The following is a 21,560-nucleotide window of genomic DNA, read 5'->3' on the forward strand; positions in this document are numbered from 1 at the left end:
AATGTACTGGCAAAGGATTCATTTATTATCTAGTTACCATATTTTGCATTGAGTTACTCTATAGACTCTGCTAAAATAACTCTTGGAAGCTAATAACTGGGAAAATCTCATAAATTGAGGCTGTTAAGGAGACATATTATGTATTTTATAAAAAAGTTATCGGTTTTTCTTGCCGCTATAGTCTTTACTTTGATACTGGCTATACCAGTTCTTGCTGGTAATTATACTGTTGTAAAAAATGATTCCATTTACGCAATAAGTCAATTATTCAATACAAGTACATCAAAAATCAAGACAGACAATAATCTGTCAAGCAACATAATCTATCCAGGTCAGGTACTAAAAGTTCCTACTGTAGATTACACAGTAAAAAGAGGAGACACACTTTGCCATATTGCCAAAAGTGCTGGAATTTCACTTTCAACCTTGAGAAAAATAAACAATAAGTTGGATGATTCAATTTATATTGGACAGAAGTTAATATTACCTGTTACGAATGGGGAAGGTACAAAAATTAAAGCTTCAAAACCGGTAGTTTCCTATTCATCTGATGAACTCGATCTACTTGCAAGGTTGATAAATGCTGAAGCAGCAAGCGAATCTTATCAAGCAATGGTTGCTGTTGGCGCAGTGGTAGTAAACAGAGTACAGGATTCCCGTTTTCCAAACACTATCAGTGAGGTCATTAATCAGAACGATGGTAGAAACTATCAGTTTACTCCTGTTAAGAATGGCGCGATAAAAAAACTTGCAACATCATCTTCAAAAGAAGCTGCACTAGAAGCACTTAATGGAGCTGACCCAACGAATGGCGCATTGTATTATTATGATAATAGTTCAAAAAAGAAGTCGATACGCTCGAAGCCTATTGCATTAAGCGTTGGTAAAATGGTATTTGCTTATTAGCAGCATAAGGCTACAATCAAAGTAGAATTCTCGAACGCTGTAATTCCAGATTCCAATAGTCAATCTAATTCCATCTATATTAACGTTTTAAAGGCTGGGTTAATGAACTTCATCTTTAAAAGATTTTAACTTTTCATTCAATACTCTCTTGTAATGCTTTTGATATAAAAATACTATAAGAACACCAAATATTTCAGCCGATAGGCAAATTGTAAGCATTAGAAGGATAGAATGAACACCTAATATATAGGAGCCTAAAGAAGTACCTATACCAATAATCAAGATAAGCACTATATAGCTAGGCAAATTGCTTAGAGGCCAAACTTTTTGAGCTAATGCAAACATTACCTCGGCAAAAAACCATATACCAACACCTAATAATATACTTTGAAGTAGACTAAGTAGCTTGACTGTACCGTTAGTAAATATCAGAGTGCTCGACAAATATATGGCTGCTGAAATGGTTATGGTATAAATAAAGCGAATCCAAGTATCTTTAGTGATAATCATGTTATGCCCAACCTTTCTTTAAAACTCTTGACATAGTTTCTTGAGATATCAAGTGGCATTTTGTAGCTATCAATATAAATAAGCAAATTGCCTTTAAACATTGGAGAGATAGATTTAATTTTTTTAATATTAACTATCTCAGATTTATTAATTCGAATAAAACTATTTGGGAGTAGCCCTTCTTCTAATTGATAGAGCTTATATTTGATTTTTAAATTACGTCCATCGCTAAGATTTACAAAAGTATCATTGTCTTGTGCATTGAAATAGGCAACATCATCTACTGCAATAGGGACCCATGCTTCCCCTTGCTTACCTAGGAACATATTTGTTTGCAAATCATCACATTGAAAACCTTGAAGAAAATTGATTAAGGTATGAATATAATCTACACTAAAAACTATAATCAGATGATAGTCGTCTTTAAAATCCATACCTTTTTCAACAATGATAATGTCAGCAGCTTCATTTATTGTGACACGATGATTGTGCAAAATATTTTCAAGCATCAACTTATGTTGGTCTTGGCATATTAGTTTAACAATCATTTTTTATCCTCTACTCTCGAATTTCTTATAGTATATCATTAATTGTCAATCCCAAAAAGAGCAGCAGACTATTTTTTACTACGTTTAATGATTATTATAGAACCTACATAGAAGATGATACCAAAGCTTACAAGTATAGTTAATATTTCAAATGGAGTTAATAGATGCCCTCCTATAACTAATTCTATGCCATATTGTGTTTTAAAATCAGATAATTGCTTGGCTGGTACATCCTTTAGAATAGTATGAATCGAATTATCCATCAAAATTTGTCGTAAAAGTGCAGCAACTTGTGCAAGGGGGAACAACTTAATAACGTTTGAAACACTGTCAGATAGCATGCCAAGTGGCACATATAAGCCTGCAAAGAAACCAATCAAAGTGTTTAAAATGACGTTTAAAATTGTAAGAGATGATTTTGATTTTAAAAATGTTATAATGAAAAAACAAAAACCTGAAAATGAAAATATGGTTAATGCAAGGATTGCTGTGACTTTTGCGAAAGCGTTAAGTGATAAAAATTGCCCGCCTTTGGCAACAATAAATAAATCACCTAGCAGTAATGTCAACAACGTCATAAGAAGACCTAAAATGAAAGCTGAGAGAATATAGCCTAGTACAAAATGAACCCGCTTTGCTGATGTGACAAAAAAATCATCTTGTGTGCAGTCAACGACATCATCTACCTTGAAACTTAAAATCATAAGTGGCACACTAATTGCAGGAATACATACCAGTCCACCTAAAATCCAATTTATAATGATTTGATCCATGTCTGCAAACTGTCCCATCATTGCTTGTGAATTTTTTATCTGCATGTCGGCCATGAAAAAAATATATAAGCCAACGACAATAAAAACACTTAAAAACGAAAATATTATTGTTCCTGGTTCTCTTAGATAACGTTTAATATTTCTTAATGCAAAACTCAATGTTTCCATTTTACGCTTCCTCCTTAATGATATTGATAAATACATCATCCATATTACCCCTAATGACTTCGAAACTGTCCAAATTATCTTTGACCATCTGAATGACGTCAAGGGATTCGAAAGCATGTTGTATTGGTATTATTATCCTATCTCTATCTAAAACATAGGTTTGAGTCAATGTTTCAAGTTGCTTAACCATTTTTGCTTGATCCTTAGGGATTATAATTAGACGGTCATGGCTATATTTTAGTCTTAATGATTCAGGCGTCCCTTCTGCCTTAATCATACCCTTGTCTATTACCACAATATAATCCGCTTGGGCTGCTTCCTCCATATAGTGAGTAGTTAAAAAGATAGTCAGTTTGTTTTCATGCCGTAGTTTATTCATCATTTCCCAAACTTTTTGCCTTGTATAAGGATCAAGCCCTGTAGTGGGTTCATCTAATATGAGTATTTTAGGTGAGTGTATTAATGCTCTACAAATATCTGCTTTTCTTTTTTGCCCGCCACTTAGGGAGCCGTAGCGCTTATCTATTATTTCGCCTGCATCAAGATCTGAAGAAAGCTCGATGATCCTTTTTTTTAATTGTTCTTTACTTAACCCATACATTCTCCCGCGAGAGATTAAATTCTCACGTACTGTTAGGAAGTGATCCAGCATATTATTTTGAAATACAATACCAATGCTATCTCGTATACCATGATCATCTTTATCGAGTTCATGATTATTTACAATGACTTGGCCAGATGACTTTCTAAGAAGAGTTGAAATAATATTAATGGTGGTTGATTTACCAGCACCGTTTTCACCTAAAAAAGCGAAAAAGATTCCTTCCTTAACGGAAAAGTTAATTCCTTTAACCGCTTCAAGTGTATGATAATTCTTTTTTAAATTCTTCACTTCAATAATAGCCATATTTGAAACTCCTTTCTTATTTGTTTTTATGATAGATTATGCTGAGTTTTTGCTCTACTATTTTAGGGTAAGATGTATCAAAATCGTGGTAAGATACGATTGGAGTCTAGCGAATTTATGCAGGAAGAAGCAGCTGAACAAATGAATATAGCACGTGCAACTGTGCAACGCATTTATAATGAAGCAAGAAAAAAACTTGCAGAATCATTGGTCAATGGAAAAGTTTTAAGAATTGAGGGCGGTGACTATGTACTGTTTAGTGGCCTTGAAAGCTCATGCGGTTGTGGATGCGCCTAATCTGCATTTGATTATTTCTTATCAAAATTCCTGACGAAAAATGTAGATATTTCGTATTATATGAAAATAAGGAAGATAAACTAATATTGAGAAAAACAGGAGGTGCTGCCATGTTCGCTAAATTGCTACATAAATATTTATAAACCTACATTTCAAGCGTTTTTTAAACGGAGATTAACCTACATTTAACCAAATGTTAAGTAAAATAAATGAAAAAACTGTTGAAATGTCGAAATCTTATGTATAAAATAAATACTGGAAATAATGCTAACTAGATCCAATAATCCGTTAAATCGTTGAAGTGCTTATGTTTATAATAAAGTGAAAGGAATTTTCAAGTGATTTATCAGCGACCTAATAGATAGAGTGTAGTTTAGTATTTGTTTTACTATTTTTTTTTGGGGTGAATATGAAAAATATGAGTTACTTTTTTCCTGAATATAAAAGGAAAAATATTAATCGTTACTGTGAAATTAAAGCTTCAGCGTCTTATACGCCAGAAAAATCAATCAATAATGATGATATTATCAGTAAGTACAAACTTCCTTTTAAAGCTTCCATTATTGCTAAATCTATAGGAGTTGAATCAAGACATGTGGCAGAGGAGAATGAGTCGGACAGCGATATATTAATGGTAGCTGCTGACAAGTGTCTTAAGAGTTATGGGTTAAAGGTTGATAATTTATCAAGGCTTATTGTTAATAAGTTTTATGGGGATAATATTCTGCCTATGACTGCAAGTATATTGCAGCGAAAGCTTGGAAGTAATACAGCAGTTCATGCTTTTGATATTGATGGAGGAGTATCATCTTTTTTGCATGCCTTTGATGCAGCATCAAGATTTATTAGTACTGGGGACAACAATATCCTTATAGCATCAGGAGGAGTTTGCAATAAGCTTATTAGCAAAACCGATCCAAGAGTTGCGTTTTTGTTTGGAGATGCAGCAGCATCGATATTGCTTGGATACTCAGATGAGCAACATATTTTAGCAAGCTATTTTTATTCAAATTATGAATACTATGAACTTGCAACAGCTATAACTCCATTAACACTTATCGATATGCGTGAAACGTTAGATATCAAAGGGCAGATAGATTTGATTCACGATACATACAGGATGGAAAATTGGAAAGAGGCAGAAGCTTTTTACAGGGAAGCTATAATTACCGTGTCAAAAAATCTATTTTTAGAAAGTGGTCTGGGAATTGGGGACATTGATTTAGTGCTCATAACTGAAAATAATCGCAAGATATGGGAGCTAACGTTGGAAGTATTGGGAATAGGAGAGGAAAAAAGCCTCACACTTTTGAATGATCATGGAAATACCATGTCCGCAATGCTGCCTTTACTTTTAGATCATGGATTTAGCACGGGTAAAATTCAAAAAGGTATGAATATTATGCTGATATCGCATGGAGAAGGATTAAGCGGTGGAGGTTTAATATATAAAGTTTAAATTTAAAAAAAATTTATGGAGGTTGAAAATCGAAATGAAAGAAAATGAAGTTTATGAAAAGGTAAAAGAAATAGTAGTAGATTACTTAAATGTGAATGAAAGCGAAGTGAATCCTGAAACCAATCTTGTCGAAGAGCTGTGTGCAGATTCTATTGCTCTTGTAGAGCTGGGATTCAGATTTTCGGAGACTTTCTCCATTCCTATGGTCGAAGGGGATTCAGATCTCTTTATTATGAAGAATCTTACAGATTTTATTACAGAAAAAATGAAGAACAACATATAGGCAGTTGTGGCGATTTTGATCGGAGGAAGAATGTATACAGAATTTAAATTTCCTGAAATAAGACCACTTAATATTGACAGATACGCGAGGATCGTATCTACCGGAATCGGCCTTCCGAAGAATGTGGTTACAAATCAGGATATAATTGATGAATATAAAATAGTTGCAACAGACAGAGCAGTTCAATATTCTTTAGGAATAAAGGAGAGAAGATGGACCCAGTTTGACGAAAAGGTAGAGGACCTTATGGCAGAGGCAGTTAGTCAATGTCTTGAGAGAGCAGGTATTGATATTGATAAGGTTAATAGGGTTATTTATACAAAGCTGTTTGGAGATTATCAAATTCCTGCGTCTTCTATAGGATTACTAAAAAAGCTTAATGCCAAAAAGGGAATACCTGCTTTTGATATATGTTCGGCATGCAGCGGGTTTATGCATGCAATGGACCTGGCAATACGTTATGTAGCAACTGGTGATGATTATGTGCTTATACTGGGAGGAAGCGTTTCTGCAAAATGTACAAGGTATTGGGGAAAGCCTGACCCAAAAACTGTGTTTTTGTTTGGAGATGCGATAGTAGCTACACTCATAGGGTATTCAGAAATCAAGAGCTTTATGGCATCGTACCTGCTTACCAATCACTTTTTGTATGACAATGCTAAAATAACATTTGGAAGCAGTTTTAATCAAGCTGATTTGGAAAAATTGGACCATAACATTTTCTTCATGAAAATAGCTGATGGAAACTTAGTTTTTAATAGTTCTGCGCAGTATGCTAAAGTTATCGCGGACAAGCTGCTCGGTGAGACTGGTCTTACGTTGGATGATATGGATTTTTTTGTGACTTCAGACCAATCCACAAAGATATGGGAAGCTCAGCTTAAAGAGTTGGGAATTCCTAAAGAGAAGAGCGTTAGTTTGTTTTATAAGCATGGAAATACTGTTGCTGCTATGAGCCCTTTAAATCTGAATGAACTGATAGTTTCAGGACGATTAAAAAGGGGAGACCTTGTAATGATGCAAGCTCATGGTGCAGGAGCCAGCAGTGGCGGTATGATATTTAGATATTAATTGCACAAAAATTGTTTTAATTCAATTTAATTTAAATTATTTTTTTTTGGAGGGATAAAATATTATGAACTATTGTGAGTTATTACTTGATACAAAGGAACAGGATTTGGATCTTGAAGCACTTATTGATGCGGAAAATGGAAAAAGACTTACCTACAGAGAATTAATTGAGGAAGTTAAAAAAACTGCAGGTCTATTAGAATCAAAGGGATATAAAAGTGGAAATGTAATTGCAACTCATTTGTATAACAGCATTGAAGCGGCGGTTATTTTGCTGGCCATTCAATACATTGGTGGTGTTATATGTCTTGTAGATCCGCTTTTTAAAGCGAATGAGGTAATATATTATCTGGAAGACTCTGGTGCCAAGTGCCTGATTACACATTTAAAAAGTGTTGATATAAATCTGACTGAAAATGTAAAAACTGATATAATTAATATTAATGATTTCAATGATGAAATAAAGGAATATGTATACGAAAATAAGGAATTTTACTGTTATAAGGAAGATGAACTTGCACTGCTTCTTTACACGTCAGGATCAACATCTAAGCCTAAGGGTGTTATGCTTACAGCTGGATGTTTCTTTGTGTTTTTAGAAAAAAGTAATTGTTCAATGTATCGCTATACCAAAGAGGATAGAATACTATGTTTTGTGCCGTTCTCTCATGGGTTTGGCTCTGTTTCTATTCTTATTCCTTCCCTGAATGGAAAATCAGCAATTGTGTTTTTAAGATCATTTCAGCCTATTAAAATTGCAAAAGCGATAGAAGATGAAAATATTACACATATTTTTGGGGTTCCAACCCATTACCAGCAACTTCTACGATATGAAGCCATACATGGTTCACTCAGAAAGTTGAAAGCTGCCTTTGTAGCAGCAGCACCACTAAACTTCGAGACAGCTTCGGCCTGGTATAAAACAACAGGAATATACCTCGATGAAGGGTATGGTATGTCAGAGACAACTACTCTTATTTCCACTAGAATGAATATGTTGCCTGAGCCAGCTGGAAATGTTGGTTTTCCACCTAAGGGTGTTTTAGAAATAAACGCAGTTGATGAAGAAGGTAATGTTTGTGAGGATGGAGTTATTGGGGAACTTAGGATTAGAGGAAAAGGATTAATGCTGGGATATCTAAATAGACCTAAGGAAACTCAAGAACGATTAAGAGATGGATGGATGTATTCCGGAGATCATGGATATAGAAGAAGTGACGGTTCTTTTGTAATTTGCGGCAGAAAGAATGACGTTATAAATGTTGCCGGATTAAAGATTTCGCCGCTTGAAGTAGAAGCTGCGATAAACTCTCATGAAGATGTAGTTGATTCAGCTGCAGTTGGTATTGAGGACAATGTTTATGGTGAAATAGTAAAAGCGTTCGTGGTTTTGAAGGATAATGCAAAAACATCAGAAAGAGACTTGATAAAGTATGTATCAACAAAAATAGCAAACTTCAAAGTACCAAAATATATAGCATTTCTTGACGAATTTCCAAGAAACAATCTTGGTAAGATTGATAAAAATGCGCTAAAGAATTTCTAAATATGGGTTGAAATTTAAATGATTTTTTAAGGGTAGTTAGGCTTTAAAGAGATAAAAGAGCCTAAAGAATGGTTTGAAAACTAATATTACTTAATTTTAATTGAATGGTTTGGAGGGCTATTTTAATGAATAAATATTACTATCCTGCGGAACGAATCGCAGTGGTGGCAATGGGCTGTCTTATGCCTGATGCTGTTAATACAAATATATTATGGGAAAATATTATAAATAAAAAAGTTTCAATAAGAGAAGTACCAGATAATGTCTTTAATAAATCAGTATTCTATGAACCGGATGTTTTCGGAAAAACAAGCAAAAATGACAAGACTTATACAAAATATGCTGCTATACCTGATGATTTTGATTTTATGGGACTAAGCAGGAAATATAAAATTCCTCCTGCGGTTGCGTCTTATTTGGATAATAACCAAAAGGCTACAATATTCTGTGTTGATCAGGTTGTAAATCAGTTGAAAAGCACTTTGCCTAAGGAAAAAACAGCTGTTATATTGTGTGCTGGTGCACCAGGACAAAAATTTGAAAATGTTGTTAGAAGAACTTTTTACAGAAATGTGGAAAGTCATATTCTCAATCATCCTCTGGTTAATAGCGGTAAACTTCCGCAGATTAACCAGGTTCTAGAAGAGGTTAAAGAGGAAATTCTAAAATACACTCAGCCCATAACAGAAGATACTACGACGGGTTATTTGCAAAATATAACAGCAGGAAGAATTTCAAATATATTTGACTGGTGGGGTCCATCCTATGTAGTTGATGGTGCTTGTGCATCTTCCTTGATAACTATTTCAGATAGTGTTGCAGGACTCTTAAACTATGAATATGATGCTGTTGTTACAGGTGGATCGGAAGTAACCTCTTCAGAAGTTGGGTTTGCAGCTTTTTGTGGAATAAATGCCCTGTCTCCGCATGGTTCATATCCTTTTGATTCAAGGGCGTGTGGTTTTGTAATGGGTCTTGGAGGCGGTATAGTTGTACTTAAAAGACTGTCAGATGCATTAAGGGATGGAGACTACATTTATTCTGTTATATCAGGTTATGGTTTAGGAAGTGACGGCAAAGGTAAATACATCGCTGCTCCTAGTGAAGAAGGCCAGGTAAGGGTTATACAGGATGCTTGTAAAATGGCAGGCTATTCTGTTGATACCATTGAAATGATTGAAGCTCATGGAACAGGAACCACTGTTGGAGATGTAGTTGAAGTAGCTTCTTTGAAAAAAGCCTTTTTGGGTCTTGGTGCACAAAAGGAAAATAACTGTGGTCTTGGTTCAATTAAGTCCAATGTTGGTCATTTAAGAAATGCAGCTGGAATTGCAGGTTTTCTCAAAGCCTCATTGGCATTAGACAACAAGGTGCTTCCGGCAACTGCAAATATAAAGGAAATTAACCCAAAGCTTATGCTGGAAGGTTCGCCTTTTTATGTTTTGAGCGAGAACAAGAAATGGGCTGAAAATGCTTTGCATCCTAGAAGAGCGAATATTAGTTCCTATGGTTTTGGGGGAGCCGATTGCCATATTTGTGTGGAAGAATTCAGGCCTGAGTTTTTACAAAAGACATATAGTTTTAATAACAAAAAGGCAAAAAACAATGATATTAAAACTGAAGCAAAAGAAGAAGCAGTATTCTTTTCAGCTGATTCCATAGAAGCCGCAACCACGGCAATGAAGTCCTTTATTGATAATAACAGTGATGTTTCGTTTGAAAAAGCTGTATATATGAATAACTTATCAACCAACTCAGATAAGGAATGGCGTATATCAATCTGTGCGGTTTCAATGGAACAATTAAAGGAGAAAGTTCAGCTTTTAGAACAAAATATAAGAGAAGATAAATTACAAGATTCCCATTTGTTGAGTGTTAAGGGTATTTATATTGGAAATGGTCCTAAAATAGATTCATCACAAATTGCATTTATGTTCCCTGGACAGGCATCTCAATATCCAAATATGCTAAAGGAAATGTATGAAACATATCCTCAGGTTAAGTCTTTCTACCTAAAGACCGATGCTCTCTGGAAAGCAAGGTATAGCAATTCGCTTATGCCTTTGGTATTTGGTGAAGACGAAGAAGAATTGAAAGATGTGCTTAAAGATACCAAGAACACTCATCCTGCTATGTTTGTTAGTAATATGGCTGTTTACAAGCTATTGTGCGAAGCGGGTGTAAAGGCCGATTATATGATAGGACATAGCTTGGGAGAGATTACTTCACTGTATGCCGGTGAAATGATTGATTTAAAGTCAGCTTTGAAGGTCATTGGAGAAAGAGGATTTTCCTTTGACAAGATTGCTGTGAATAACCGCGGCAAGATGGTAAGTGTCAAAGAGAAGGCAGACAAAGTAGAAGAAATAATTAAAGATAATGGCTTTAAAGTAGGTATCGCAAATATTAATTCTCCAGAGCAGACTGTTGTTGGCGGAAAAAGTGAAGAAATAGCTGAATTTATAGATTTCTTAGGAAAGAATGGCTATAAATTTACACAGCTTAATGTATCCCATGCTTTCCATACTGATGTTGTATCAGAAGCAGCTAATGACTTTGGTGAAAGTATAAAAGATGTAAAATTCAATAAACCGGAATATAAAATAATGGCTTGCCATTTAGCGGATTTTTATAACAATATAAAATCAAGTTCAGATAAAATGTCTGGTATATTAAAGAAGCAAATTCTATCACCTGTTAAATTCGTAGATTCCGTTTTAAAGCTTTATGAAGCAGGCGTCAGAGTATTTATTGAAGCGGGTCCTTCAAATGTTTTAACCAACCTTGTTAAAACCATTCTTTCTGACAAAGAGGTTAAGATAGTTAACATCAATAGCAAAACCAAGTCTTCTGTGGATGGTTTTAAACAGGCGATGGCAGTTCTTTTTGCACATGGTGTTGAGGTTTCACCTATACCTTCAAACAGTATTCTTGGGCTGCAGGAAGAAGGAATAACTACTGTTGTTTATCATGCAGAGACTAAAGCTCCTGAAGTTGATGCATGGGCAAATATTGAGCAAAGGGCTGAAAGTTCAAAAATCAATAATATAAATACTGCTAAAGAAAGCATAGTATACAGCGGCGTATCAATAGGCTTGCCTGGAACATTCAAAAAAGCATTTTGTGATGATAATTTTGATTACATATTTGAGGGTAAAAATCAAATTGAATTACTGACTGATGATGAAGCACAGAGTATATATGATTTGAATATCACTAGACTTATAAAAACTGAGAAGGAAACTGTCTTTAAAAGAATATCATCAATAAATGAGGTTATACATTTTGTTGGTAAGTTTGGAAAAATGGATATGGTAAATGATTATCTGATTGATGAAAAGCTTTTAAATCAGATGACTCAGACAGTATGTGCCGGGGTTGCAGCAGGGTATGAGGCATTAAAGGATGCAGGTATTCCACTTGTGAGGGAGTATAGGAAGACTTCAGGAGGTTCCATGCTGCCAGGAAGGCTTGTATTACCTTCAGAAATGCAGGATGATACGGGAATAATTTACGCAAATGGACTATGGCCAATTGAATCGGTAATAGCGGAAGTTTCAAAATATACAGCAGCTAAATTTGGCTCAAAAACAAGAACTGAAATTTTGAACTTCTTTGAGTCAATTATTTCAAGAGTAAGTGATCCTGAAACAAAAAAAATGCTGGGTGATTGGTTTGCGTTATATTATTCAAGGTTATCCGCTAATCCAGGAGAATCAGACGTTTATGAGTTTAATCACAATTTCATGAACCTCCTGTCCGGTCAGGCAAATAACAGGTTGGCTCAGTTTATTGGTGCTACAGGACCAAATATGTACATCAACACTGCTTGTGCATCAAATGCAAGTTCTGTAACTGTTGCTGAGGATATGATAAGAGCAGGTCATGCACGCAGAATGATTGTAATAGGTGCAGATATATCAAGTACCAGAAATCTGCTGCCATGGTTTGGAGCCGGATTCTCGAGCATTGGTGCACTGACCGAGTCTGACAGTTTATTTGACGCTGCAGTTCCATTTGATAATCGAAGAAGCGGAATGATTCTTAGTTCCGGAGCTTCCGGTCTTATAATTGAAAAAGAGGACGATGTTTTGAAAAGAGGTATGAACGGTATCTGTCGTATTTTGGGAACACATGCGTTTAATGCTGCCGGTCACATTTCAAAAATCGATACTAATAAGCACTGTATTGAACTTGACAGGTTTGTTTCAAAGATGGAAAACGAGCATAATTTGAATAGAAACGATATAACTTCAAAATTGGTATATTGCTCACATGAAACCTATTCACACAAGCCAGGCTGTTCATACATGGAAAAGACCTCCTTGGAAAGTACGTTCGGTGAAAAATTCAGAGAGATTAAAGTTATTAATACAAAGGGAATGACCGGACATATAATGGGCGCATCAATTGATGAAGCTGTATCTGCAAAAGCATTACAGTATCAAAAGATTCCTCCTGTCGTAAATTTAAAGGAACTTGATCCTGAACTTGAAGGCCTTAATTTATCAAAGGGCGGGGCCTACGATTTTGAATATGTTTTAAGAGCTGTAGCTGCTTTCGGAGGACAGGGTAATTACCATCTTATGCAAAGGATTGCAAACGGGGATGAAAGAATTGTCGATAAGAAAGCTTATAGAGAATGGATTGACAGGATTTCTTCCAAAAATGCCGAGCTTAAAAATCACGGCAGGATTATGGTGGCTGAAGATTATGGTGAGAATATATATTTACATGAAACAGGGCATCAGGAAGTTGCAGTAGTTGCTGAGATTACATCAGAGAAAACGGTTAGTACAGCACCTTATAAAACTTTAAAAGCAAACAGCTCGCCAGAGCTTAGTGTTGATGCTAAAGTTGCGGCAGATCCACAGGCAATAATAGATGAAGTACTAACTATCTATGCTAATGTAACACAATATCCTAAAGAAATGCTTGAGTTATCAATGGAGCTTGAAGCTGATCTTGGCGTAGATACAGTAAAGCAGGCAACAATTTTCTCAATGCTTGCAGAACAGTTTAATTTAGAATTTTCAGAAGGACAGTCTCTTTCAAATTACACTACAATTGGCCAAATAGTTGAGCTAATATTGGAAAACAGTAATTATTCAAAGCAACCTGTAAACAACGGTCAGATTGAAGATTTTAAGAACGTGGCTATATCAAACAATTTTGAAGGTGTTAAGACAGGAGCATTATCGCATAATTATGAGGAAGAAGTGCTAAAACTGGTTTCAGAAATTACTTTATACCCTGTTGAGCTTCTTGAAAAGGATATGGAAATGGAAGCAGATTTGGGAATTGATACAGTAAAGCAGGCAACAATCTTTTCAATTCTAAGCGACAAGTATGGATTGACTGAGGAAATGTCAAGTAATATCTCACAATATCGTACAATTGGGGCATTAATTGATTTGGTTAGTAAAAACAACAAGAGTGACCAACTGGATGCAATTGAAAATCAAAGTAGTAGCAACACTGCTTATAAAGCAGAAACTGCGACTGTCAACATTGGTTCAATCAGAAAACAGGTTTTTGATTTGATTTCTCAAATTACTCAATATCCTGTTGAAATGCTTGATGAAGATATGGAAATTGAAGCTGACTTGGGTGTTGATACTATCAAGCAAGCAACAATTCTTTCAGAATTAATCATGAAATTTAATATTGTTGAAAGTGTAACTATGAATCCTTCAGAATTAAAAACAATTAAATCAATAATTAATGTTTTGGAAGAGAATATTGGTACAAATCTGGTTGATAAGAGTAGTAATTCTGTACAAAAGGTTCTTCCTGCAGAGCATAAAGCTGATTACCCACAAACAGTTTCCAATAACAATGAAAACACTAGGGAGAATGAGTTCGAAAGAGAATTGTGTGTGCAGTACCCTGTAATTGTTGAAGAAAAATCAGGTGACAAGGATTTTGATCTGAATAACAAAAATGTAGTTATTATTGGTGATCGTTCTGAGACTGTAAAAAAAGCTGCTGCGTATTTTAAAAAGGCCTCAGGAAACGTGAGTGAATTTGTATTCGACGAAAAAATGAGCCTTGATGAACTGGAAAATAGAATTTCATATTTTACTGAGAATGTGAATCACGTAGATGTTATTCTTGACTTAAGTCATTTGGGAGAAGCCATTGATTTTGAAAACTTATCCGGTGAAAAAGAAAAGAACATACTTATTCTAAACAGTTTATCCAGATTCCTGTTTTATAAAAATGTTTCTCAAAAGGCATCTAATCCTGCTTTGAGAATTATATGTGCTGTAGCTATGGACGGATGCTTTGGATTTACAGAGCAAGAGAATTTAAAATTTGATCCGTTTTATGGTGCTCTGAGTGGTTTTTATAAAGGGCTTAGGAAAGAGTTTGGAGAGTCTAAAGTAAAAATAATTGATTTGGGTAGTTCTGAAAAATTTAAATTGACAGATAAGGTATTAAACAGGCTTAAAGAAGAATTTGAGGTAGAATTCAAGTCCTATGAGTTAGGGTATATGGACAATAAAAGAGTGACATTAAAACTGGATAATGTAGATCGCTCGCAGATGACACCGGTTGAAAAGTTCGATTCAAACCATTTTGTAATCACTGGCGGAGGAAATGGAATAACAGCAGAAATTGTCCTTGGAATTTCAAAGAGGATAAGGGGCAAATATACAATAATCGGTAGAACTCACCTTCCTGCTGATATCGAGAAGCTTTCCAAACTTGATGAAGCTTCTTTAGAGGAAAAAAAGGTTGAAATATATGAGCAGTTGAAGAAAGAAGGAAAGAAGGCAACTCCTGCAGAGGTACAAAAAGAACATTCAAAGCTCATAAAAGCAATTTCAGTATACAGGCTTTTACATGACATACGGGAAAATGGGAGTGAAGCGGTTTACTTAAATTGTGATGTAGCAGATTATGAAGCTTTAAAAACTGTCATTAATAAAGCTACTTCAATGTATGGTCCTGCTAATGTTATCATTCATGGAGCTGGAATTGAAAAGAGCAGATTATTGGGACAGAAAACAAAAGAAGAGTTTAATGAAATATTCGCTGTTAAAGCTAATGGGCTGTGCAATTTGTATCGTTTGGCAGATAAAGAAGCTTTAAAAGTGCTAATCGGTTTGTCTTCCATATCCGGAAGATTCGGAAATGAGGCCCAATTGGATTATTGTTCTGCGAACAATTTTATAAGCAGCTTTATGTCTATGGTAAAATCAAAGCATAAGGGAATTAGAGCTTTAAGTATATCATGGTCTGGTTGGAAAGACACAGGTATGGCTTGGAGGAATGAGTTTGTTAAAGAAAACTCCGAGGAAATGGGGCTGCATTTGATAGAGCCGGAAAGAGGAACAAACGAGTTCTTGAATATTTTAGCCAGTAATCTGAATCTGGATGAAATTGTTGTAAGCAAGGGCCTTGGCTCTTTGACAGGTATGGAAAAGTGGTATAATATAAAGAATGTGGTACCAATGATTGACTGGGTAAGTAAAAAAGATGGAGAAATCAATAATGTGTACAAGGTTCTTTCTGTAAAAGCTGATCCGATTATTAATAACCATAGACTTGGTAAAACACCTTTGATGCCTATTGTTGGTTGTATGGAAATTGGGGCTCAGGCGCATAGTTTAATTTTCGGAAGGAAAGAGCAGTACTGCTTTAAAAATGTGCAGATTCACAATCCATTAAAGCTGTTCAATGATAAATCGCAGGAGATAATAATGAATCTGGAAGAAGTAACATCTGATGATTCGATTGATGTAGCTTTCTATAATTACTTTAATCCAAAGATTGGAAAGGGTAAAATGGTTGAGCTGAACAGTATGATAATTTCTGCAAACATTGGAGACTACGAGCATTTAAATGAAAATAAAAACATTGAAACTTCCGACATGAAAGAGGATAGCTTGTTTGGCTCACTTGAGAAAATGGGTAAGATACATAATAATGCAATTCAATTAGGGCCTTTGTTTATTGATGAAAAAGCAGCGCAAGTTAATAAATTTAAGTTCAGCGATAAAGGGGCAATATTGACAGTTGCATTGTCCGAAGAGCAAATTAAAAACAAAAAGTATAATCTACAAAATTTGCTTATAAATCCTGCGTTTACAGACACCTTGATGCAGTCGTGTGGAGTGCATGCTTCCACTGATGATGATAGGATTTTCTTGCCATGGAAGGTTGGAGAATTCGGTGTTGTAAAGGTTCCTAGAGAACCAGGCTTGTTCAAGTCATATGCAAAGCTTATTGAATGCAATAACGACGAAAAGACGTACAATGTTATATTGTACAATGAAAAAGGAGAGGTAAACTACTATGCCAAAAATGTTATTGTGAAGCGTATAAACCAATGAGCAGCCAGTATGCGATTAATGATTCACTAGAGTCAATAAGCGAATTGTATGGATTTGAATTCTCTGTGGTAGATATGAGTAAGCTTAGAGAGAAGGATTTAAACCTTCTCTCAGTGCTCTCGGAAAAAGAAATTGAACATTTGGACGGGGTGAAGATCGAAAAAAATAAAATCCAGTGGATAGCGGGCAGATATGCCGTTAAGTCTGCACTATTTAAATACAAGCTGGAAAGAGCGGTGCTTATGGACCTTTCGTGTATAGATGTACTGAAAGGATCGAATTCCGCTCCATATATTCTTCAATATCCGGATTTATGTGTTTCAATAACACATTCCTTTCCATATTGTGTAGGGATAGTATCAGGTAGGAGAATTGGCGTAGATATTGATCAGATTAACGAACCTCAAGAATCGCTGATAAGGTATTTTTATTGTGATGCTGAGAAGGTAATTTTAGATAGCTTTAAAGGTACTGATGAATTTGCATGCCAGGCAATGATTTACTGGACAAGAAAAGAGGCAGCTTCTAAGCTGTTGCAGCTTGGAATGCAAATGGATTTTAAGAACCTTGATACATCTGGAGATAGAACTATTATAGATAAATGCAATATTCGCTTTGAATCATTTATATGTAGGGAGTTTTGTGTGTCAATTGCAGTTGAAGAAGAAATTAAGAAATAACATACTTTAGAGAGCTGTCCTTAAGCTTTGGGGCAGCTCTTTTTGTACCAAACGATTATTCCTTAAAATTTAAGTATTATGTAAAATTAAAAAAATTGATATTGCAAAACATAGGTATTATGTTATAAAATTAATATAATCAATTTCCTTGTACGACTTGTCGTGGGGACGGTAGTATGGTAGGTATTGAAAATTTAATAGTATGGAAGGATGGTAGGATATGGGGATGATAATGCCTCTATTATTGACGTTGTTACCTATTGCGGTAATATTGTGTATGCTTATAATCTGGAAAAAACCAGCAGATATAAGCGGAATTGTAGGATGGTTGATTCTTTCGGTTATTGCGGTGGTTTCCTTTAAAACATCACCGGAAGTTATAGCCCGTTCAACAGTTGCTGGTTTTATAAAGTCTTTTCCTGTTTCACTGATCGTTGCAACTTCACTTCTTCAAATGGCTTTTATGGAAAAAACAGGTGCTTTAAAAAGAGTTATTATATTCATGAAAACAATTTCAAGTGACAATAAAGCAGTTCAGATAATGATGCTGAGTATAGGATTCGGAACACTTATGGTTGCGGTTGGTGCAACTCCTGTATCGATTCTTCCTCCAATTCTCATTGCGATGGGATATACAACCTATGTTTCAATTGCGTTGCCTGCAATAGGCTACGATTCATTATGTACATATGCGCTATTAGGTGCTCCAATAGTAGCTTTTTCCGATATTGCGAATGATTTTATCTCGAAAAATAATTTAGGGCCTGAGCTTACGCTAGCACAGATAGGAAGCATATTTTTTATGTTCCTGCCTGTTGTATCAACAATGATAGGTTTTTGCATGCTGTGGATAGTAGGTAAATGGGAAGCAATAAAGCAAGGCTGGCTTCCATGTTTGATAACAGGATGTGTAATTGGAGTAGTTTCATTTTTTACCAACAAGTTCGAAAATTTTGTTACCTTAACAGGAGTTTTATGCGGCCTGGCTGTAATATTGGCAATGGTAATCTATCTTAAAGCCAACGGTAAAAAAGTTATAGATAGAAGCAAACTAACTAAGGAAGAAATAGATTATGAAAAGAAATTTCCACTGTGGAAGGCTTTTATACCTTGGGTTATACTTATTGTTATAATTTTAGGCTTGAATATTCCGAAAAATGTTTTTGATTTTCTTTATAAAGATATGACTATGCCTATAATAGGTTTATCTGCTAATGCTAAAGATGTAATAAAAACAAGGGTATTATGGAATGCCTATACATGGATATTGGTGAGCACAATACTCTCAATGATTTTCATTAGACCTAAAGCTTCTCAAGTCAAAGAAACGTTAAAGGCATGGGGAAAAAGAGCACCGAGGCCGGTTTTTTCTGCTGCGATATTCTTTGCGATAGGTGAAGTAATGAATATGACAGGTTTTAATATTGCAGAACAAGCATACACAGTAAAAAGTATGGTACAGGTATTGGCAAACGCTTCATCAAGTGCTTTTCAGGGAGCGTACGGTTTGGTTGTTGGATTCATTGGACTCTTCGGAGGTTTTATAACAGGAAGCGAAGCTTCTACAATAGCTATGTTTGCTAAGTATACAATGACAACAGCAAAAGAGCTTAATCTTGGAATAACAGGGCTGGTTGTTGTTACAGCAGCATTGGCATTTGGTGGAGGTCTGGCAAGTGTTATTTCGCCAGCAAAGCTTCAGAATGCAGCTGCTTCAATAGATAAGTTGGGTGAGGAAAACAAGGTTATAAGAGTTGCCTTTGTATTTTCTCTTATCCTTACAACTGTGACTTCTATATTTGCTTTGATACTTCTCAATATTATAAAGTAAATGGAATAAACTAAAATCAAAACAAAGCTGTGTTCTTTCTTTAATTCCTATGAGAGAACGCAGTTTTTTATTGCTATTATGAGTACATATTTTATGCAACTTATATAATTACTTAACATAATATGTATTAAAATATCGTTTGGAATTAGAGGTGCTTTAATATGTACGAATATTATCATTCGGAAGAAAGACAACCACCGCCACCTGATCAACCACATGGACAACAACATCAGCAACAAGGACAGCAATTTGGGCCGCCATTTGGTCAACCATTCGGACCCCCATTCGGACCGCCAGCTGTTCCACCGTTCGGACAGCCATTTGGACCACCATTTGGACAGCCGCCTGTATCACCAGGAGCTTCATCAGGACCACCATCAGGACCTCCTCCAGCATTTGTTCCTCAGCAATCACAGGCTCATGGGGTAGGAGTTTTTGCAGTTGATCCAGGAGCGCTTAGACCATGTATGTTCAGATATGTTTATATTTGGCTCAATACAGGAGAAAGTTTTTGGGCATGGTTAGTATTTGTCGGAAGAAGATCTGCAGCCGGATGGAGATGGACCGGGTTTAGATGGATATACTTTGGGGTAGATTTAAGGAACATTGAAAGTTTTGTCTGCTATTAAGTTAATAGAATTGCTCGAAAGATAATAAAAGTAAGGTGGGTTATAAGATTCAATCTTTATCCCCGCCTTGCTTTTATTATTTTTTCAAATTACCAGTATGACCTTTGATTGTTGTTAAGATATATTTTGTCTTTAATCTACTGGCAATCCAGTGTTACTTCTAGAATTAATTTTAAAAAGTATGTTCTTATATGCTTCAATATTAGGTACAAGGATGCTAGTACGATCTCAATATCCCAGTTACATAAATATGCAAGAAAAAAAGGCAGAAACTAAAGTCTGCCCCCAGTTGTATTCCAGAATCAGTTTTTAGTTATTCACTCCAAACATTACCGTTAAATGTACAACTTTCAAATACTACTGCCTTTTTATTATCAGTTATATAATCACACACATTATTGTTAAATTCAGTATCTTTTACTAAAATACTGCTATCGCAGTTTTCATCATAATTTAGTGTTTTAAAAAAACATATCTCTCTATACTTTTCTCCGCTAGTATATGAATTATTTGCTATTCTACATTTATTTATAACAACATTTGATTTGTTTGTAACATCCATAAAGTTCCATTCGAATTTGTTATTGTCAGTCATTTCACATTCTTCGAACAAAATATCTATAGAACTGTCTACAAGAATAATATTGCTATAAGCTTCATGATTTGAAATCTTGCTCTTTCTCAGATTTATATCTTTAGAGTCATAAATTTGCACTGCACGTAATGAACAATGATTTATATTAGAGTTTGCCATATCCAAACGTTGAACACCATACAAGCTTAACCCAATACTTCCGCATCCGTAAAGTTCACAATTATTAATTTTAATATCTTCACTGTCTTGAAAGCTTAGTACTCCCTCATCACAAATATATTCTGCTGGAGTATGTCCAGCAGTGATATTACTTATAGTTACATTACACACGGATTCAAATCGCATTACCTGTGCATATCGAGGTTTTACCAATATTTCCGTTTTACCTTCACTTGAACCTTCTATAGTTAAATTACTTATATTTCTTATGTTTAACTCTTTCCCGTCAGTAACACTTTCGAATGTTACCCCGTTTTGTAAATCAGTATTCTGAGCTACGCTTGACAAGTCGTATACTCCAGGCTTTAAAATAATTTTTTTATTTGAGCCTATTGATTTTACAAAATCTTCAGCAGTATCAACAACTACTTCTTCAATATTTTGTCCTATGTAGACAGTATTACTTTTTCCATCCCAGGATACCTGTTTGCCTAATGCCTCTGAAACAGCCCTCACAGGCAGATATGTTGTACCATCATATATAAACGGCTCAACTATTTTTCCGTTGCCATCCTTTGGAGTAATTTTATTCCCGTCAACATAAATCTTAATTCCATTATAAAATGCAGTAATTGTCTTTCCAACCGGGGCTGCAAAAGCTGCGGACGATACCAACACTGTAGTTATAACTCCTGCAATAAAACACTTGATTTCTTTTTTCATAAGCCGCAAAACCTCCATATTAATTTCTATGAAATTATACACCAAAAAAATTCCAATATCAATAGGATCATCCTTTAGATGTACTGAAATGTGAATGTAATTGAAGGTCACATAACAGAGTATTGGTCCAAAT

14 protein-coding genes and 1 pseudogene are annotated in these 21,560 nt (G+C 35.2%); 10 read left to right on the top strand and 5 right to left on the bottom strand.

The features are described 5' to 3' along the window. Window positions 1-138: 138 nt before the first annotated feature. Window positions 139-906 (top strand): cell wall hydrolase, encoded by a 768-nt coding sequence (locus ACECE_RS0218620; RefSeq protein ID WP_010249983.1) that lies wholly within the window; start codon window positions 139-141, stop codon window positions 904-906. Window positions 907-1,005: 99 nt separating this feature from the next. Here the strand turns inward: ACECE_RS0218620 and ACECE_RS0218625 are convergent, their stop codons facing one another. From ACECE_RS0218625 to ACECE_RS0218640, 4 genes are all read right to left on the bottom strand, one after another. Beyond that, a complete protein-coding gene (locus ACECE_RS0218625; RefSeq protein WP_010249984.1) occupies window positions 1,006-1,416 on the bottom strand; it encodes a hypothetical protein in 411 nt (136 codons plus the stop codon). Next, the gene (locus tag ACECE_RS29615; RefSeq protein ID WP_010249985.1) at window positions 1,413-1,964 is read right to left on the bottom strand and encodes a LytTR family DNA-binding domain-containing protein; all 552 of its coding nucleotides are present in this window, start codon (window positions 1,962-1,964) and stop codon (window positions 1,413-1,415) included. Before ACECE_RS29615 ends, ACECE_RS0218625 begins: the two co-directional genes overlap by 4 nt. A gap of 68 nt (window positions 1,965-2,032) precedes the next feature. Further along, on the bottom strand, window positions 2,033-2,905 hold the full coding sequence (locus ACECE_RS0218635) for an ABC transporter permease (RefSeq protein ID WP_010249986.1): 873 nt from the start codon (window positions 2,903-2,905) through the stop codon (window positions 2,033-2,035). A 1-nt stretch (window position 2,906) separates the two neighbouring features. After that, window positions 2,907-3,812, bottom strand: a complete 906-nt coding sequence (locus ACECE_RS0218640; protein WP_010249987.1) for an ABC transporter ATP-binding protein — start codon at window positions 3,810-3,812, stop codon at window positions 2,907-2,909. A gap of 93 nt (window positions 3,813-3,905) precedes the next feature. Here ACECE_RS0218640 and ACECE_RS28115 point away from each other — a divergent pair. From ACECE_RS28115 to ACECE_RS28120, 9 genes and pseudogenes are all read left to right on the top strand, one after another. Next, window positions 3,906-4,109, top strand: a pseudogene (locus ACECE_RS28115) (DUF134 domain-containing protein); the annotation flags it as partial. Window positions 4,110-4,527: 418 nt separating this feature from the next. Then, window positions 4,528-5,568, top strand: coding sequence for a 3-oxoacyl-ACP synthase III family protein (locus ACECE_RS0218650; protein ID WP_010249989.1), 1,041 nt, complete (start codon window positions 4,528-4,530; stop codon window positions 5,566-5,568). 34 nt (window positions 5,569-5,602) lie between these two features. Continuing rightward, window positions 5,603-5,851 carry an acyl carrier protein gene (locus ACECE_RS0218655; RefSeq protein WP_010249990.1) on the top strand — a complete coding sequence of 83 codons (249 nt, stop codon included), beginning with the start codon at window positions 5,603-5,605 and terminating at the stop codon, window positions 5,849-5,851. A 30-nt stretch (window positions 5,852-5,881) separates the two neighbouring features. Beyond that, entirely contained in the window at window positions 5,882-6,922 is a 1,041-nt protein-coding gene (locus tag ACECE_RS0218660; RefSeq protein WP_010249992.1) for a ketoacyl-ACP synthase III, read from the top strand. Window positions 6,923-6,986: 64 nt separating this feature from the next. Then, window positions 6,987-8,468, top strand: coding sequence for a class I adenylate-forming enzyme family protein (locus ACECE_RS0218665; protein ID WP_010249994.1), 1,482 nt, complete (start codon window positions 6,987-6,989; stop codon window positions 8,466-8,468). 125 nt (window positions 8,469-8,593) lie between these two features. Further along, entirely contained in the window at window positions 8,594-16,810 is an 8,217-nt protein-coding gene (locus ACECE_RS0218670; protein ID WP_010249996.1) for a type I polyketide synthase, read from the top strand. Then, on the top strand, window positions 16,807-17,490 hold the full coding sequence (locus ACECE_RS0218675; RefSeq protein WP_010249999.1) for a 4'-phosphopantetheinyl transferase family protein: 684 nt from the start codon (window positions 16,807-16,809) through the stop codon (window positions 17,488-17,490). Before ACECE_RS0218670 ends, ACECE_RS0218675 begins: the two co-directional genes overlap by 4 nt. Before the next feature lie 226 nt (window positions 17,491-17,716). After that, window positions 17,717-19,321: an L-lactate permease gene (locus ACECE_RS0218680; protein WP_010250001.1), complete on the top strand. Its 1,605-nt coding sequence runs from the start codon at window positions 17,717-17,719 to the stop codon at window positions 19,319-19,321. A gap of 161 nt (window positions 19,322-19,482) precedes the next feature. Further along, a complete protein-coding gene (locus ACECE_RS28120) occupies window positions 19,483-19,950 on the top strand; it encodes a hypothetical protein (RefSeq protein ID WP_010250003.1) in 468 nt (155 codons plus the stop codon). Window positions 19,951-20,263: 313 nt separating this feature from the next. Here the strand turns inward: ACECE_RS28120 and ACECE_RS0218690 are convergent, their stop codons facing one another. Further along, window positions 20,264-21,427 carry a stalk domain-containing protein gene (locus tag ACECE_RS0218690; protein WP_010250005.1) on the bottom strand — a complete coding sequence of 388 codons (1,164 nt, stop codon included), beginning with the start codon at window positions 21,425-21,427 and terminating at the stop codon, window positions 20,264-20,266. Between the last annotated feature and the right edge of the window lie 133 nt (window positions 21,428-21,560).

Origin of the sequence: Acetivibrio cellulolyticus CD2 (assembly GCF_000179595.2) — a bacterium.
Lineage (GTDB): Bacteria > Bacillota > Clostridia > Acetivibrionales > Acetivibrionaceae > Acetivibrio > Acetivibrio cellulolyticus.